16 protein-coding genes are annotated in these 16,463 nt (G+C 71.8%); 5 read left to right on the top strand and 11 right to left on the bottom strand.

The features are described from left to right. Positions 1 to 64: 64 nt before the first annotated feature. Together katG and ABT008_RS29850 are read right to left on the bottom strand one after the other, a co-directional pair. Entirely contained in the window at positions 65 to 2,341 is a 2,277-nt protein-coding gene (gene katG / locus ABT008_RS29855; RefSeq protein ID WP_350700564.1) for a catalase/peroxidase HPI, read from the bottom strand. Positions 2,342 to 2,381: 40 nt separating this feature from the next. After that, complete coding sequence (locus tag ABT008_RS29850) at positions 2,382 to 2,807, bottom strand: Fur family transcriptional regulator (RefSeq protein WP_350700562.1); 426 nt, start codon at positions 2,805 to 2,807, stop codon at positions 2,382 to 2,384. A gap of 326 nt (positions 2,808 to 3,133) precedes the next feature. Between ABT008_RS29850 and ABT008_RS29845 the strand changes: the two genes are divergently transcribed. Then, positions 3,134 to 4,606: an NAD(P)/FAD-dependent oxidoreductase gene (locus ABT008_RS29845; protein WP_350700560.1), complete on the top strand. Its 1,473-nt coding sequence runs from the start codon at positions 3,134 to 3,136 to the stop codon at positions 4,604 to 4,606. 54 nt (positions 4,607 to 4,660) lie between these two features. Here ABT008_RS29845 and ABT008_RS29840 read toward each other — a convergent pair whose 3' ends face one another. Together ABT008_RS29840 and ABT008_RS29835 are read right to left on the bottom strand one after the other, a co-directional pair. After that, positions 4,661 to 5,443 carry a DUF6585 family protein gene (locus ABT008_RS29840; protein WP_350700559.1) on the bottom strand — a complete coding sequence of 261 codons (783 nt, stop codon included), beginning with the start codon at positions 5,441 to 5,443 and terminating at the stop codon, positions 4,661 to 4,663. Positions 5,444 to 5,514: 71 nt separating this feature from the next. Beyond that, a complete protein-coding gene (locus ABT008_RS29835) occupies positions 5,515 to 6,459 on the bottom strand; it encodes an acyltransferase domain-containing protein (RefSeq protein WP_350700557.1) in 945 nt (314 codons plus the stop codon). A 390-nt stretch (positions 6,460 to 6,849) separates the two neighbouring features. Between ABT008_RS29835 and ABT008_RS29830 the strand changes: the two genes are divergently transcribed. Then, complete coding sequence (locus tag ABT008_RS29830) at positions 6,850 to 7,041, top strand: hypothetical protein (protein WP_350700556.1); 192 nt, start codon at positions 6,850 to 6,852, stop codon at positions 7,039 to 7,041. Between the two features lie 168 nt (positions 7,042 to 7,209). Then, the gene (locus ABT008_RS29825; RefSeq protein ID WP_350700554.1) at positions 7,210 to 7,338 is read left to right on the top strand and encodes a DUF397 domain-containing protein; all 129 of its coding nucleotides are present in this window, start codon (positions 7,210 to 7,212) and stop codon (positions 7,336 to 7,338) included. A gap of 50 nt (positions 7,339 to 7,388) precedes the next feature. Here the strand turns inward: ABT008_RS29825 and ABT008_RS29820 are convergent, their stop codons facing one another. The 4 genes from ABT008_RS29820 to ABT008_RS29805 form a co-directional block, all read right to left on the bottom strand. Beyond that, complete coding sequence (locus ABT008_RS29820; protein WP_350700552.1) at positions 7,389 to 8,174, bottom strand: spermidine synthase; 786 nt, start codon at positions 8,172 to 8,174, stop codon at positions 7,389 to 7,391. Between the two features lie 53 nt (positions 8,175 to 8,227). Next, complete coding sequence (locus ABT008_RS29815) at positions 8,228 to 8,563, bottom strand: hypothetical protein (protein ID WP_350700550.1); 336 nt, start codon at positions 8,561 to 8,563, stop codon at positions 8,228 to 8,230. A gap of 51 nt (positions 8,564 to 8,614) precedes the next feature. Then, positions 8,615 to 9,391, bottom strand: a complete 777-nt coding sequence (locus tag ABT008_RS29810; RefSeq protein ID WP_350700549.1) for a hypothetical protein — start codon at positions 9,389 to 9,391, stop codon at positions 8,615 to 8,617. A 184-nt stretch (positions 9,392 to 9,575) separates the two neighbouring features. Then, the gene (locus ABT008_RS29805; RefSeq protein ID WP_350700547.1) at positions 9,576 to 10,469 is read right to left on the bottom strand and encodes a MerR family transcriptional regulator; all 894 of its coding nucleotides are present in this window, start codon (positions 10,467 to 10,469) and stop codon (positions 9,576 to 9,578) included. A gap of 211 nt (positions 10,470 to 10,680) precedes the next feature. On the opposite strand from ABT008_RS29805, the gene ABT008_RS29800 reads away from it, so the two are divergent. Beyond that, the gene (locus tag ABT008_RS29800; RefSeq protein WP_350700545.1) at positions 10,681 to 11,856 is read left to right on the top strand and encodes a low temperature requirement protein A; all 1,176 of its coding nucleotides are present in this window, start codon (positions 10,681 to 10,683) and stop codon (positions 11,854 to 11,856) included. Between the two features lie 173 nt (positions 11,857 to 12,029). Continuing rightward, positions 12,030 to 12,854, top strand: coding sequence for a trypsin-like serine peptidase (locus ABT008_RS29795; RefSeq protein ID WP_350700543.1), 825 nt, complete (start codon positions 12,030 to 12,032; stop codon positions 12,852 to 12,854). A 51-nt stretch (positions 12,855 to 12,905) separates the two neighbouring features. On the opposite strand, the gene ABT008_RS29790 is transcribed toward ABT008_RS29795, so the two are convergent. The 3 genes from ABT008_RS29790 to ABT008_RS29780 all read right to left on the bottom strand — a co-directional run bounded on the left by ABT008_RS29790 (position 12,906) and on the right by ABT008_RS29780 (position 16,342). Further along, positions 12,906 to 15,332: an ATP-binding protein gene (locus ABT008_RS29790; protein WP_350700541.1), complete on the bottom strand. Its 2,427-nt coding sequence runs from the start codon at positions 15,330 to 15,332 to the stop codon at positions 12,906 to 12,908. 153 nt (positions 15,333 to 15,485) lie between these two features. Next, positions 15,486 to 15,965 carry an SRPBCC family protein gene (locus ABT008_RS29785; RefSeq protein WP_350700539.1) on the bottom strand — a complete coding sequence of 160 codons (480 nt, stop codon included), beginning with the start codon at positions 15,963 to 15,965 and terminating at the stop codon, positions 15,486 to 15,488. Beyond that, on the bottom strand, positions 15,962 to 16,342 hold the full coding sequence (locus ABT008_RS29780; RefSeq protein WP_350700538.1) for a metalloregulator ArsR/SmtB family transcription factor: 381 nt from the start codon (positions 16,340 to 16,342) through the stop codon (positions 15,962 to 15,964). Before ABT008_RS29780 ends, ABT008_RS29785 begins: the two co-directional genes overlap by 4 nt. Positions 16,343 to 16,463: the final 121 nt, after the last annotated feature.

Raw genomic sequence — 16,463 nt, 5'->3', positions numbered from 1 at the left:
ATCGACCGGGGCCCCTCCGGTCGATCGTCGACGATCGACCGGGGCCCTCTCAGTGGGACCCGGATCAGGCCAGGTCGAACCGGTCGAGTTCCATCACCTTGGTCCAGGCGGCGACGAAGTCGACCACGAACTTGCCGCGGGCGTCGTCGCTGGCGTAGACCTCGGCGAGCGCCCGGAGCTGCGAGTTGGAGCCGAAGACGAGGTCGACCGCGGTGGCGGTCCACTTCACCTGGTCGGTCGCCAGGTCGCGGATCTCGTACACGTGCTCGTCGGTCTCCGACGCCTTCCACCGGGTGCCCGGGGAGAGCAGGTTGGCGAAGAAGTCGTTGGTGAGCACGCCGGGCCGGTCGGTGAGGACACCGTGGCGGCTGTCGCCGACGTTGGCCCCGAGGGAGCGCAGGCCGCCGATCAGGGCGGTCATCTCGGGCGCGGTCAGGTTGAGCATGTGGGCCCGGTCGACGAGCAGGACCTCCGGCTGGGTCTTCTCACCCGGGCGCAGGTAGTTGCGGAACCCGTCGGCACGCGGCTCCATGACCCGGAACGACTCGACGTCGGTCTGCTCCTGGCTGGCGTCGGTGCGACCCGGGTGGAACGGCACGGTGATCTCGACCCCGGCGTCACGCGCCGCCTTCTCCACAGCGGCGGAGCCGGCCAGCACGATCAGGTCCGCCAGGGAGATCTTCGCGCCACCGGCGGAGTTGAACTCCCGCTGGATGTCCTCCAGGGTCTTGAGCACCGCGGCGAGCTGCTCCGGCTGGTTGACCTCCCAGCTCCGCTGCGGCTCGAGGCGGATCCGGGCACCGTTGGCGCCGCCCCGTTTGTCGGTGTGGCGGAAGCTGGCGGCCGAGGCCCAGGCGGTGGAGACGAGCTGGGCGGTGCTCAGCCCGGACTCCAGGACCTTGCTCTTGAGGGCGGCGATGTCGGCGTCACCGACCAGCTCGTGGTCGACGGCCGGCACCGGGTCCTGCCAGAGCTGGGCCTCGGGGACCCACGGGCCGAGGAAGCGGCTGACCGGGCCCATGTCGCGGTGCAGCAGCTTGTACCACGCCTTGGCGAAGGCGAGCGCGAACTCGTCGGGGTTCTCCAGGAACCGGCGGGAGATCCGCTCGTACGCCGGGTCCACGCGCAGCGACAGGTCCGTCGTGAGCATGGTCGGCTTGTGCTTCTTCGACGGGTCGTGGGCGTCCGGGATGATCGCCTCGGCGTCCTTGGCGACCCACTGCTTGGCGCCACCCGGGCTGGTGGTCAGCTCCCACTCGTAGCCGAAGAGGATCTCGAAGAAGCGGTTGCTCCACTCGGTCGGCCGGTCGGTCCAGGTGACCTCGAGGCCGCTGGTGATCGTGTCGGCGCCCTTGCCGCTGCCGTGCGTACTCAGCCAGCCCAGGCCCTGCGTCTCCAGCGGGGCGCCCTCGGGCTCGGGGCCCACGTGGTCGTCGGCGATGCCGGCACCGTGGGTCTTGCCGAACGTGTGGCCACCGGCGATGAGCGCAACGGTCTCCTCGTCGTTCATCGCCATCCGGGCGAAGGTCTCCCGGATGAAGTGCGCCGCCGCGAGGGGGTCGGCGTTGCCGCGGGGGCCCTCGGGGTTGACGTAGATCAGGCCCATCTCGGTCGCGCCGACGCCCTTGGCCATCTCCTGCTCGGAGACGTAGCGCTCGTCACCGAGCCAGGTGTCCTCCGGGCCCCAGAAAATCTCCTCGGGCTCCCACACGTCGGGGCGTCCGAAGCCGAACCCGAAGGTCTTGAAGCCCATCGACTCCAGGGCCACGTTGCCGGCGAGCACGAGCAGGTCGGACCAGGAGATCTGCTGGCCGTACTTCTGCTTGACCGGCCACAGCAGGCGACGGGCCTTGTCCAGGTTGGCGTTGTCCGGCCAGCTGTTGAGCGGGGCGAACCGCTGGCCGCCGTCGCCGGCGCCGCCGCGACCGTCCTCGATGCGGTACGTGCCGGCGGCGTGCCAGCTCATCCGGATCATCAGACCGCCGTAGTGGCCGAAGTCGGCCGGCCACCAGTCCTGCGAGGTGGTGAGGACCTCGGTGATGTCCCGCTTGAGCGCCTCGACGTCGAGCTTGGCGAACTCCGCGGCGTAGCTGAAGTCGGCGCCGAGCGGGTTGCCCTTGGACGAGTGGGCGTGCAGCACCGAGAGGTCGAGCTGGTTGGGCCACCAGTCCCGGTTGGTACGCGGGCGACCGCCGGTCTTCGGGGTGGGCGAGTCGATCGCCGGGTTCTCGCTCTCGCTGCCGTGCGCGGTCACGGAGTCGTGCGCGACGGGGCAACCGGACTCGGCCTTCTTGTCCACGCCCTGGGCGCTCGTCGGACCGTCGTGCTGTGGGTTACTCAATGTGCTTCCTTCCGACCTGGCGGATCACTGGTGGTGCGTGTCACTGGTGGTGCGTGCGGTCGCAGTCGGGGCAGGTGCCCCAGTAGACGACCTCCGCCTCGTCGACCACGTACCCGTGGTCGTCGGAGGCGGTGAGACAGGGGGCGTCGCCGACGGCGCAGTCCACGTCGGCGATCGCGCCGCAGGAGCGGCAGACGACATGGTGGTGGTTGTCCCCCACCCGGGACTCGTATCGGGCGACGGCTCCGGCGGGCTGGATGCGCCGCACCAGACCGGCGTCGGTCAGCGCTCGCAGCACGTCGTAGATGGCCTGGTGGGACACGGTGGGATGGTCGGCCCGGACCAGCCGGGTCACCGCGTCGGTGTCGACGTGCGGGTGGTCCCGCAGCGCCGCGAGCACCGCCAGTCGGGGCCGGGTCACGCGCAACGAGACCGCGCGGAGCTGGGCCTCGAAGTCGGACGTCATGCCGGCCAACCTACTCCACTCTTTTGGAATCAATCAAGTTTGCTGACGCTCCGCACGCCCGTGTCACGGTCTGTTCGCGTCGGCCCTCGCGTGGGCGACGGGCGACGCCGGTGAGCACCGTCACAGAGGCAACGTACGGCGCGGGGTGCCGGACACGGTGCCCAGGTCCGGCCGTACCCGGAGCCGCCGCGGTGCGGGTTTCGCCGCCGACGTACCGGAAATCAGAACAGATTGATCGAGCCGCCGGTTCCGTCCGGCCGGGAGCGCGCTCGAGGATGACGTGCAGACGCCCGAGGGCGTGGCTCACACCGGGACGGAGGGCGCAGATGAACCGAGACAGGACCACCGAGAGCACGGGCACCGGTGACCGGCACCGGGTGGTGATCGTCGGATCCGGCTTCGGCGGGCTGTTCGCGGCCAAGGCGCTCCGTCGCGCGCCGGTGGACGTGACCGTGGTCGCGCGGACCACCCATCACCTGTTCCAGCCGCTGCTCTATCAGGTCGCCACCGGCATCCTCTCCCCCGGCGAGGTGGCGCCCGCCACCCGCGAGATCCTGCGCCGCCAGCGCAACGCCGAGGTGTTGCTGGGCGAGGTCACCGACATCGACCTGGAGACCCGGACGGTCACCGCGAACGCGCCGCTGACCACGTTCCGCGTCGAGTACGACAGCCTCATCGTCGCCGCCGGGGCGACACAGTCGTACTTCGGCCACGACGAGTTCGCCGAACACGCGCCCGGCATGAAGAGCATCGACGACGCGCTCGAACTTCGCGGACGGATCTTCGGGGCGTTCGAGCTGGCCGAGTTGGAGACCGACCCGGCGGCGATCGCGCGGTGGATGACGTTCGTGGTGGTCGGCGCCGGACCGACCGGCGTGGAGATGGCCGGGCAGATCGCCGAGCTGGCGCACCGGACCCTGCCGGGCGAGTTCCGCCGCATCGACCCGCGCAAGGCCAGGATCGTCCTGCTGGACGCCGGTGACTCGGTCCTCGGCACGTTCGGGGACCGGCTCTCCGGCAAGGCGTTGCGGCAGTTGCACCGCCTCGGTGTCGACGTGGAGCTGGGCGCCATGGTGGTGGGCGTGGACGACGACGGCATCGAGGTGGCCGACCGGGACGGCCGGCGGCGGCGCATCGAGTGCAGGACGAAGATCTGGGCGGCCGGGGTGTCGGGCTCGCCGCTGGGCGCGCACCTGGCCGCCCGGGCCGGCGCCGAGACCGACCGGGCCGGTCGGGTCAAGGTCGAGCCGGACCTGACCCTGCCCGGACACCCCGAGGTGTTCGTCGTCGGCGACCTGATGGCTCTGGACCGGCTGCCGGGCGTGGCGCAGGTGGCCATCCAGGGCGGGCGGCACGCAGCCCGGCAGATCCTACGGCGGCTCCGGGGCGAGCCGGCGGGACAGCCGTTCCGCTACCGCGACAAGGGCAGCATGGCGACCATCTCGCGCTTCTCGGCGGTGGCCACCGTCGGTCGGCTGCGGTTGGCCGGACTGACCGGCTGGTTGCTCTGGCTCGCCGTGCACCTGCTGTACCTGGTGGGCTTCAAGAACCGGGTCACCGCCGTGCTGCACTGGTTCGTCAGCTTCATCGGGCGCGGTCGCTCCGAGCGGACCGTGACGTTGCAGCAGGTGGTGGCGCGTACCGCGTTGCGGGAGGCCACCGAGTCCGCCACGCCCGCGGTGACCGCGGCCGCCGCCGGGTCGGACGGGTCGACGGGTACCGACGCACCCGGGCAGCGGGCGGCCGCGCCGGGGCCCGAGGCCGCGCGGCACGGTGCGCCGGAGCGGCCGACCGGCTGACCGGTACGAGCGCCACCGTCGCCCGCCGTGCCCGGCGCGGTGGATCTGCGGTGCTCAGGCCGGCCGGTACAGCTCGATGTCGGTCGGCGCGCCGTGGCGTTGGAGGATCAGTACCAGCATCCACAGGTTCGGCACCCGGCGGACCAGGACCGAGACCGGCTTCGCGGCGTCGCGGGTCCAGATCTTGAGCCGGACCCGACGTAGCCGCACCACGGCGATGTCGGAGAAGGCCGCGTACCCGCCGGCCGAGGCGATCCCGTCCGGGGTCACCGTGAGCGGACCGAACTCGACCCGACCCGCCGAGGCCAGTTCGGCGAGCACCTGCGGGAGGCGGGCCGAGGCCGCCCGGCGCTCCACCTGCTCGCCCAACTCCTCACCGTCGACCAGCGGCGGCTTCTCCAGGTTGACCCTGGTGCCGTCGGTGAGCCGCAACCGGCAGCGGTGCATCGTCGTCGCGCCGTTCTCGCTGTACATGCGGAGGTGGTAACGCCAGACCTCGGCGATGTCGGTCCAGGCGATCACGCGGGTGAGTCGGGTGTGGTTCTCGGCGGTCAGCAGGCCGCCGTCGCACAGATAGAACCGGCGTCGGATCAGCCGCCGGGTGTCCACCGCGCCCCATCCGGCGAGCAGCACGGCCGCCACGGTCAGGCCGCCCAAGACAACGATCCCGACCGTGGCGGTGACCGCGGTCGTGGCGATGCCGAAGAGCACTGCCAACAGGAGGAAGGACAAGGTCGAGGAGACGCTGAGCGAGTAGGTCGGTCGGAAGGCCCGCTCCACCTGGCCGAATCCGATCTCCTCTGCGGTGTCCTCTATCGAAGCTGGTAAGCCTGACATGCCCTCAGGCTAGAGCGCCCGGGCCACACCGAGGTTCTCCAGACGCGCCCCGGTCGCGGTCCCGGGCGGCCCTAGATCGGGAAGTGGCCGCGACGCCAGTGCCAGTGGCGACCGGCGCGCAGGTGGTCGACGATCGCGCGGTGCAGCGCGGTGCGGCGCGGCAGCTCGTCCAGGGGCGTGCTCAGGCTGCGGAACACGAACCGCAGCACCTCGACGTCGGCGTCCAGCCCGTCCGGTTCCTCGTAGGGCTCCAGAGTGAACCGGCGCTGGAACCGGACGATGTGGGAGTCCTCCGGCAGGTACTCCCGCAGTTGCGGGTCGAGCAGCCACGAGCCGCAGGAGAACGTCGCGTACTCCTCGTCGGGGAAGTGGCGCGGGAAGAAGGTGCGGGCAGCGTCGAGCGAGTCGGTGACGGCCTGCGGCGTCAGCGGCCCCGCCTCGGGGATGTGCAGGCCGATGCTGCCCTCGCCGCGGTGGTGCTGCAACCGGCCCAACTCGTAGAGGCCGCCCCGGGCGTGCAGGGTCAACCAGCTCTGCATGACCGGCCAGCCCTCGCGGTGCATCCGCCGGTCGATCGCGAGGTTGCGGCCCAGGTCCGCCAGGGTCGTCCAGGACACCGCGTCGGGGACGCCGTGGTCACGGTGGAAGGCCCGCACCACGTCGAGCAGGGCCAGGTACGCGTACACGTACAGGTGCCGCCAGGCCGGTCCGCGATCGCGGGGCAGTTCCGGGCCCGGTGGCAGCCAGTCGTACCCGCCGAGGTCGGCGCGGACCAGGGCGATCGAGCGGTCGAGCAGCCACCGCAGCTCCGGGGTCCACGACGGCGAGTCGGGGTCGGGCCACCCGGCCATGATCTCGGCGGCGTCGTCGGGGCGTACGGCGAGCCAGTCCAGGAGCGCGGGCGCGTCGGCCTTCACGGGCAACGGTGCCGACGGGCGGTCACCGGCGAGCCGGTGGACGCGCGCGACGTCGTCGACGGGTACGCCGAGCCGGGCGGCGATGTCCTCCAGGTCCACATCGACGAACCTACTCAGCGACGTGACTTCTTGGGAGCCCTCCTCTGGCGGGGGTGCGCGGCCACCATGGACGCCGGGGCGGTCCGCAGTCCGGCCGGCTGGACGAAGACGGTGCGACCGGCCAGTGACCCCGGTTGATCGGCACCCGCAAGCGCATCCGGCACGGCAGGTCCCGACCACACCGACAGGTCACCCGCCGCAACACGTGGTTCCACGACGGCCGATGCCGACGCGCACGCGTGAGAGCAGCCGCCAGCAGGAACTGGCCGTAGGTCAGATGTCGGGACATGCGTCCATGGCACCAACGGGGTTGACTCAGGGCAACCCCCAGTAGGGTTTACCTGCCCACTATGCCTTTGTGCAACTCCTCCGGGTCATAGCGTCAGGATCGTGGAGCTGCTTGGGTTGGATGAGATCCGCGATCTCCTCGGCGGGATCAGCAAGCAACGCGCCACGATCATCGTGGGCCGCAAAGGGTTCCCTGATCCGCTCGTCACCTTGAAGATGGGCCGCGTCTGGGAGGGCAAGGCCGTCCGGGCGTGGATCGCCGAGAACCGCCCCGGCCCGACAGACGAGGAATGACCAGACGCTCTGCCGATCTGCCCGGCTCTCCCGGCGTTCAGCAACCCCGATGCCTCGGCACGCGTTGCCTAGCTGTCGGACCAGCTCAAGATCTTGGACAGTTCCCGTTACACGCTAACGGGAACTGTCCAAGATTCACATTCGAGGGGCGTTGACCGGGTCCCCTTGGTGGCGGCCGGTGACCACACCGCCCAGGTCCACGACAGCAAGGACCGCGAGGGGGCAGTGCTGTCCTTCACCGCCGACCAGTGGACCGGATTCGTTCAGGGCATCAAGGCCGGCCGCTTCGACGCCTGAGCACGATCCTCGATCCGATCTCGGTTCTTGCTGAGGCGCGATACGCCGCCTCAGTGCGCGGCGTCGTCGGTGCGGGGGCGGGCCCCGGCGACGAAGGCGTCGAGCGTCGGCCCGTGCAGCACAGCGCCGGGCAACGGATCACGCCGCACCCGCGCCAGCAGGCGTGTCACCGGCAACCGCCCCGGACGGGTGGTCGCCGCGAGCACCAGGTTGCCGTACCGCCGGCCGCGCAGCATCCGCCGGTCGGCGACGACACAGACGTCGGCGAAGACCGCGCGCAGGGTGGCCGCCTGGACCCGGGCGAGGAGCAGCGGCGGCAGGTCGGTGACGTTGACCAGGTAGACGCCGTCCGGCCGCAGCACCCGGGCGACCTCGGCGGCGAACGCCACGGTGGCCACGTGCGGCGGCATCCGGGCCGCCCGGTAGATGTCGGCGAACACCAGGTCGTACGCGTCGGCGGACGCCTCGCTGACCGCCTGCCGCGCGTCGGCCACCCGGACCTCGATCCCGGGCTGCCGCAGCGGCAGGTCCCGGGTCACCAGGTCGACCACGGCCGGATCCCGCTCGACGACCACCTGGGCCGAGCCGGGCCGGGTCGCACCGACGTAGCGCGGCAGGGTCAGCGCGCCGCCGCCCAGGTGCAGCACGTCGAGCGGGTCACCGGCCTGCGCGGCGAGGTCGGCCACGGCGGCCATCCGGCGCACGTACTCGAAGTGCAGGTAGGTGGGGTCGGCGAGGTCCACGTACGACTGCTCGACGCCACCGGCCAGGAGCGTGCGCCCGGTGGACCGGGCCGGGTCGACGACCAGTTCGAGACGGTCGTCGGTGGCCTCCATGAGCAGGCAGGCTAGCCCAGCCGCCGGTGCCGCACCCGCAGGACCCGGCGGCGTCAGCTTCCGAGCATCGGCGGGCGGTCGCTGTTGAGGTGGAACGCGCGTTCCTCGGCCTCCTGCCGCGCCGCGACAAAGTCGCGTTGCCAGTCGGGAGCGCCGTCCGGGATGCGGGCGACCACGTTCTCACCGTGGATCCGGCCGTCGGCGTCGGTGAGGCTGACACCGACCACGGTGTGCCCTCGACCGGGGATGGCGTAGTGGCGCACCGTCCACCGCGCCGACACCTGCGCAGCGTGACGGCGACGTCGGTTACCGGCCGTCAGCACCGCTCCGATGAGCGCAACGGCGGCCAGCACGACGAGGAGGACAGCCAGGAACGCGATGATCCGCACCCGCCCGAGGGTACCCGGACTCCCACCGGACCTGCACAGAACGCCAGTGGGTCAGCAGCCGAGGCGTCGGCTGGCCAGGGCGATGTCGTCGATCCAGAGGTCGAACGCGCCCGGGGTGGTGCCGCCCTGATAGAGCTGCCAGCCGATCTTCACGGTGTTGACGTTCGGCAGGACGAACGGCACGTCGTTGCCGCCGTGCTCGGTGGTGGAGGCGGTCAGCTCCGGGTTGGCCACTCCGTCGATCCAGACCGTGACGCGGTTGTCGGTCGGGTCGAGCTTCCACTCGAAGCACTGCCAGGTGTCCTCGACCACCGGGGCCGACTCGCGCCAGTTGGTCCAGTCGCCGGTCGGTCCGCCGTCGGCGCCGATCCCCCAGAAGATGCCGGGGACGGTGGGGGCGTACTGGCCGCCGACCGGCCGGACGACCTCGGCGCTGCCGCTACCGGTGGCCTCGACGAGGGTGAAGTGCGCCCAGTCGGGGGCGGTGGGGAAGGCGTCCACGCGCAGCCGCATCCGGCCGTAGAAGCGGTTGCCCGGTGCGGCGAAGTCGTCGACACGCAGGAAGGCGCGTCCGTTGTCGACGGTGTGGACGTGCAGCACCTGGTTGCCCCGGTGGGTGCGTTCCACGGTGAGCGTGCCGTTGCGGGTGTCGATGCCCCAGTTCAGGCTGCTGGCACCGCCGCGCGGCAGGCGTTCGAAGTCCTCGCAGAACAGCATGTGCCGGGTGCAGGAGCCGCGGTGCGAGGCGTTCGCGGCGTCGGACGGGACGCTGCCGGCCGTGACGGCGAGCGTCAGCGCGGCGGTCAACGCGGCGAGAAGTGTGCGCATGCCTGTCCTCCGATGGTCGCCACGGCGGCGGTCCGCCGCCGGGCACCCGGCGTCCGACCTCCGGTGCGTCACGGGTGCCCAGGCGGGACCAGAATCCGTCGACCGCCTGTGGAAGCGTTCCCATATATAGCAGAAGGTGGATGTCTACGCTGACCCGTGGTCGGACCCGACCGGGTGACGGGCGTCAGGCGCGGGCGTCGAAGACGCTCACCGGGCGGTGCGCGGGGTCGTCGGAGAACAGCGACGGGCCGTGACTGACCTCCCGTGGCATCGGGGACAACGCGGTCAGGCCGTGCCGGGTGGTGTACTCCCCGAAGGCGAGCAGGTGCCGGTAACCGGCCGCCGCCTCCTCGACCGGCGACAGGTCGCCGGCTGCGGTGGCGGTGAACGTGATCTCCAGCCGTGGCGGCAGCGTCCCGGTGACCACGCGGACCGACTCGCCGGTCCGGGCACGCACCCGCTCCTCGATCAGGTCGCGGGACGCCTCGTCGAGGCCGACGGGCCCGGGGCGGGCCAGCAGCATCCCGGCGGCCCCCGCACCGGCCCCGGCCGACTGCGGGGCGGCGGACCAGCAGAGGTCGGCCGGTGGCACCGCCAGGTCGGCGAGGGCCGCCCCGAACGCCTGGTCGATCTCGGGCGTGACGGCGGCCATCTCGGACATCCGCCCGATCGTGCCCTCCACGTCGTCGGGGATGTCGAGATCCAGGATCACTCCCACCCACTCCAGGCTCGGTGCGGCCTGGCGGTGGGCGGTCAGGTCCGCCGGGTCGCACTCGGCGATGTGCTCGGCGACGGCCAGGAAGAAGTCCTCGAAGCTGCGCCGCATCATGACCTTGTCGCGCCACTGTGCGAACGGGAAGTCGGCGGCCTCGCCCAGCTCGGACAGGGGCACCTGGGCACGCCGCAGGAGATCCGCCATGATCCCGTGTCGCACCTGCGAGCGCGCGTACTGCCGGTACCCGGAGCGCGGGTCGACCGACGCCGGGGTCAGGATGCCGCGCTCCGCGTACAGGCGCAACGCCTTGGCCGACAGGCCGGTCATCACCTGGAACTCACCGGCGGTGAGGTCGTCGTTCATCGTTCTCCTCGGGCCTGGCGCTTGTGGACCGACTCATCATGGGCCCGGCCCTTTGGGCAAGGTCAACCTGAGACGGTCCGGATCCCCTGAAGAGGCGGCGCAGACTCCCCGGACCACGCACCTGGCAGCCAGGACATTCCTACGATATAGCCCATATGGTCATGCGAGGGCACTCCGTGGTGATGGCGCCGGCCGACGGCCGGGTGCCGCGATGACCTCTGCCAACAGCCTGCTCCGCAGCGCCGCCACCCCACGCCGGGCCACCTTCCTGGAACTCTTCTTCGACCTCGTCTTCGTCGTCGCGCTCGCGCTGCTGTCCGAGAGTCTGGTGACCGAGCTGACCTGGCGCGGCGTCGCCGAGGCCGTGGTCGTCCTGCTCGCCGTCTGGTGGGTGTGGGTGCTGACCACTCTGGTCACCGACCTCTACAACCCGGACAGCTGGGTCATCCAGGTGGTGACGGTCGGCGTCATGTTCGGCGCGTTGATGATGGCCGCCGCGCTGCCGTCCGCGTTCGCCGACCGGGCGGCCATCTTCGCCGGGGCCTACGTGGCCAGTCACCTCGGTCGAGGATTCCTCTTCTTCCTGACGCTGCACGAGCCGGTTCCGCGCCGACGGGCGGTACGGATCTGGGCGTGGTTCGGAGTCTCGGCCGTCGCGTGGATCGCCGGTGCCTTCGCCGACAGCACGACGCGCCTGTGGTGGTGGGTCGGCGCGGCGGCCGTCGACTACCTGGCCTTCGCGTTCGGCTACCCGTTCCCCGGTCGGCGACGGATCGGCGCGGCCCAGTTCAACCCCATCGCCGAACACATGGCCGAGCGGTACCACCAGTTCTTCATCATCGCCCTGGGCGACATCATCCTGGTCGCCGGCCTGACGTACAGCGCACACCCGGTCACCGCCGAGCGGACTGCGGCGATCGTGGTGGCGTTCGCCAGCGCGACGCTGCTGTTCCGGATCTACGTACACCGCGCCGCCGCGCAGTTGACCCAGGCCATCGAGAAGGCCCGGCAGCCGGGCCGGTTCGCGCGGTCCGCCCCGTACACCCACCTGCTGATGATCGCCGGGGTGGTGACGGCCGCCGCCAGCGCGAAGCTGATCATCGCCGAGCCGACCGGCACGGTCGAGCCGGAGCTGCTCGCCGTCGTCGTCGGCGGACCGGCGATCTTCCTCATCGGTCGGACCCGCTTCGAGTACGAGGTCTTCGGTCGGGTCGCCTGGCCACTGCTGGCCGGCGTCGCGCTCCTCGGCGCGCTCGCCCCGGTCGCGCTGGCGCTCACCCCACTGCTCGCGGTGGTCTGCGCCAACCTGGTGCTGCTGGCGATCGCCCTGTTCGACATCGCGCACCGGCGACGTCGCACACCCGTGCCGGCGACGCCGCCGCTGTGACCGGTCGGGCCGGTGGCGCACGATCCGGTCGACTCTGCCGCACCGGCCGCCGCCGCGCAGCCGGGTCACCGCCGTCCGACCGGCACCGGTGTCCGGGAACCGGCCGGACAGCAGACGGTCGGGCCACCGTGGGCGTACCCACCCGGGCGACCACCCCCGACGAAGGAGAACCGATGCCGAGAAGAAGTGGGGCGCTCGTCGCCCTGGCCGCCGTGGCGCTCGCGTCCACCGCCCTCGCGGCGGCACCGGCGGCGGCCGCGACGAGCTCCGGACCGGACAACCGGGTTCCGGTCACGTCGACCACGACGTATCCCGCCAGCGCCACCGTGCTGCTGACGTTCCCCGGCGGCCGTTGCAGCGGCTTCATGATCAGCCCCCGCACGGTGGCGACCGCCGGGCACTGTGTGCACACCGGAGGTTCCCGGGGTAACTGGCGGACGAACATCGTCGCGTACCCGGGGCACAACGGGACGACCGCACCCTTCGGCTCCTGCGCGGCGACCCAGCTCTACGCGCCGGTGACCTGGACCGGCTCGTTCACCCACCCTGGCAGCCGCGACCCGGCCTACAACTACGGGGCAGTGCAGCTCAACTGCGGCATCGGCAACATCACCGGCTGGTACGACCTCGGGTACACCACCCAGCCCCTGTACGGCTCGTGCACCACGACGCACGGGTATCCGGCGGACCGGTCCGGGCAGTGGACCAGCGTCGACCGCATCCGCTACGAGACGTCGACGCAGCTCTACACGTCACACAACTTCAGCGGCGGGCAGGACGGCAGCCCCGTCGCCTACACCCCCGATCCGGACGACTGGTGCCCGTTGGGACCGCGCCTGGAGTTCCCGTGGCCGAAGCCTCCCTGCCCCTGCCCGCTCACCCGTACCGCCGTCGGAATCCTGACCAGCGGCCCGGACGGGGTAGGACCCGGCGTGGTCTACAGCGTCGCCACCCGGCTCACCCAGCAGGCCGTGGCCAACCTCGCGCAGTGGCGGTGACTCCTGCCCACTCCGGCCGGGGCGGCCGCTCCAGAGTCCGCCCCGGCCCGGTCAGGCCGACCGGGCCGGCGCGGCGGTCAACCGCGCCCGGACCTGCGCGGCGTCCGCGTGGTCGAGCTGCTCCAGGATCTCCAGCGCCCGACACCAGACGGTACGGGCGGACTCCGGCTCGCCGGCCGCGCGGTGGCTGTCGCCCAGGTGGGTCAACGTGGTCGCCTCGAAATAGCGTTCCGCCGCCTCCCGCCACAGTGCCAGGGCCTGGTGATAGCACCGGATCGCCTGCGGCTGCCGGTCCAGCCGGTAGTGCACGTAGCCGAGGCTGTCCCAGGTGTGCGCCTGCCAGTACCGGTTGCCGACCTGCTGTTGCAGCGCCAACGCCTGCTGACAGTGCGCCAACGCCTGCGGGTACTCGCCGAGCTGGCTGTGGTACCAGCCGATGTTGTTCAGCGCGTTGGCCCGGCCGCCGACGTTCCCCGCCTGGGTGAACAGCTCCAGCGCGTGCCGGGCCTGGTCGAGGGCATCCCGCAGCCGCCCCTGCCGTTCGGCAAGGATGCCGAGGTTCAGATGCACCCGGGCGCTGCCGACGGCGTCACCGAGGCCGGCGTAGAGCGCCAACGAGGCGTCCAGATGGGAGCGGGCCTGCTCGTGGTCCTCCCGCCGCAGGCAGGCCACGGCCCGGTTCCGGTGGGCGCGGGCCTCGCCGTCCCGGTCGTCCACCCGTGCTGCGGCGGCCAACGCCACCTCCTGCACGACCAACTGCTCCGGCCAGGCGCCGATGCGGTCGAGATAGGTGTTCAGGGTCCAGGCGAGCTGCCAGGCGTGCGTGTCGAAGCGGGCCTGTGCGGCGAGAGCGACGAGCGCGAGCAGCACCCGATGTTCCCGGACGAGCCAGTGCCATGCCTCGGCACGGTCGGCTGGCGGATCGACCACCGCCCCGACGCGCGCCGGGACGAGGTCGATCGGGTCGCGGTGGTCGTACAGGAGCAGGGCGGCGGCGTACGCGGTGTGCAGGTAGTGGTCGAGGAGACGGCCGAGGGCCTCCCGGCGTACCGGATCGGGGTCGTGTGTGGCCGCCTGCTCGGCCGCGTAGGCGCGCAACAGGTCGTGCAGGGCGTACCGGTCGGGCCGTGGCTCGGAGACCAGGTTCGCGTCGGCCAGCGCCGTCAGCGTCCGTCCCGCCTGCCCGGCGGGCACGCCGGTGAGACTGGCCAGTGCCGCGACGGTGGCCTCCGGCCCGGGGTGCAGCCCCAGCAGGCGGAACGCCCACGCCGCGGTCGCGTCCAGACTTCGGTACGACCAGGAGAAGACCGCGCGGATGTCGAGGGTCCGGTCGCCGCCGGTGAACCCGTCGAGGCGCCCCGGCTCGGCCAGCTCGTCGGCGAGGCGGCCGAGGCTGAGTCCGGCCCGGGTGGCGGCCCGTCCCGCCACGATGGCCAACGCGAGCGGCAGTCCGGTCGCCGCGGCCACGATCCGCGCCGCCGCGTGCGGCTCGCTTGCCATCCGGTCCGGACCGAGCCGGGCCGCGAGCAACTCGTACGCCTCCGGCGGCGACAGCGGTGCGAGGACGAACGGTTGGGCGGCCTCGATGCCGACCAGTCCCGGCAGGTGGTTGCGGCTGGTCACCAGCACCAGGCACCCGGGCGAGTTGGGCAGCAGCGGACGCACCTGCGCGGCGTCACGGGCGTTGTCGAGCAGCACGAGCACCTGCCGGTCGGCCAGCAGGCTGCGGAACAGCCCCGAGCGGCCGGACAGTCCCGCCGGGACGCCCGGCGCGGACACCCCGAACGCCTCCAGGAACTCCCGCAGCACCTCCGCCGGTTCCGGTACCGGCCCGTCCGGGTCGAACCCGCGCAGGTCGACGTAGAGCTGTCCGTCGGGGAAGCGGTCGGCGACCCGGTGTGCCCAGTGCAGTGCCAGCGCGGTCTTGCCGACGCCGGCCGTACCACTGATCAGCGCGACCGGCACGGTGCCCGGCTCGCCGGGTCGGCGTGCCAACAGCGCCGCCAGCCCGGCGAGCACCGTGCGCCGGCCCACGAACACGGGCACGGCCGCCGGAAGCTGCCGGGGTGTCACCGGCGGAGTCACGCGAGAGGCGGTGTCCTCGGCGCGCCGGGCGAGCTGCGCGTGGGCGGCGGCCCGGAGCCGGTCCTCCGCGCGACCGGCGTCGACGGCACGTAACAGTCGCCAGTGCGCCGCGTCCCAGCGGCTCAGCTCGGCCATCTCGGTCGGCGCCGGGACGCCGGACTGCTCGGCGTGGGCCAGGCAGGCGGTGACGTAGGAGACGACGAACGGCCACTCGGGCAACGACTTCGCGTTGAGCTTGTCGCTGAGCGTGGAGCGGGCCAGCGGTGATCCCAGCGCCGTCGACACCGCCACCAGGGTGTTCAGCGACGGGGACCCGCAGTGTTGCCGCAGGCGTTTGAGGTCGTCGACGAACCGGGCCAGAGCTGCCTGCGCCTGCCCAGCCGGTCCACTCATCCCCGCACCCCTCCCCCAGGCGGACGCGATCGCCAACCCATAGAGGATTGTCGACCTCTTCCGCCGTCGCCACGGGTCGGCGTATCCGGCGATGTCGCGACATCTCGGGAAAACGTGTCCTGGCAGAGCAAGGCACCCCCGCCCCGGGTATGCCTACCGCTGCGCCTCGAAGTACTCCTTCATCACCGGGTAGTAGTCGTCGAAGTTCGGCCTCGGCTGACCGGCGTGCGCGGCGACCAGGGCGTCGAGGTAGTACTCCCACCCCGGCCCGACCTCGCCGGCGTCCTCCGTGCCGGTCAGGTGGTGGGTGAACCGCAGCTCGGTCACGCCCGCGCTCTCGACGAGCGTCATGTCCAGGTGCCAACTTCCGTACTCGTCCACCGCGGAGACCGTGAGCCGGCTCGGCGGTTCGCATACCTCGATGGTCACGTCCATCCAGGGCTCGTCCTCCTCGTACGCCATCTGGACCTTGATCGTCCGCCCCGGCGCCGCGTCGCCCTGCCACGGGCCGAACCAACGCGCCGTTCGCGACGACTCGGTGAGGCTCGCCCAGACGTCGGCGACGGGTGCGCGGAACGTGCGGGTCAGCACGAGGTCGTCGCCGAACAGTCGGCCGGTCGGTGTGGGTTTCACGCCGTCTCCTTCGTCGATGGGTGCCGCTCGGTGGCGGTGCCCCGCTCGGTGGTGGTGCGCCGTTCACGGCGGGTGCGGTAGACCTCGGTCTCCAACGCGTCGAGGTGCTGCTGCCATCGGGACGGGCGCATCAGCCGCCCCAGCCACCCGACCAGCTCGTCGAGTGGCGCGGTGGTCAGGCGGTAGACCCGCCGACGCCCGTCGGCCGTGTCGCGCACCAGGCCGGCCTCCCGCAGCACGCGCAGGTGACGGCTGACGGCCGGCCTGCTGATCACGAACCGGTCGGCGATCTGCCCGGCCGAGAGCGACTCGTCGCGCAGCATCAGCAGGATCTCCCGGCGCACCGGATCGGCGATCGCGGCAGCCACCTCGTCCACGACAGAAGCGTAACCCACAAGTTACGCTTTAGTACATCGACACGTCGCACGCGTTCGAGCCGACGCTCGAAAGACCCGTGATACGGTCGACCATCGACGATGATCTTGGCTTGCCATGGTC

Source organism: Micromonospora sp. NPDC002389 (assembly GCF_040296095.1).
Lineage (GTDB): Bacteria > Actinomycetota > Actinomycetes > Mycobacteriales > Micromonosporaceae > Micromonospora.
Note: the sequence above shows the minus strand (reverse complement) of the source record. Positions and strands in the feature narration are given on the sequence as shown.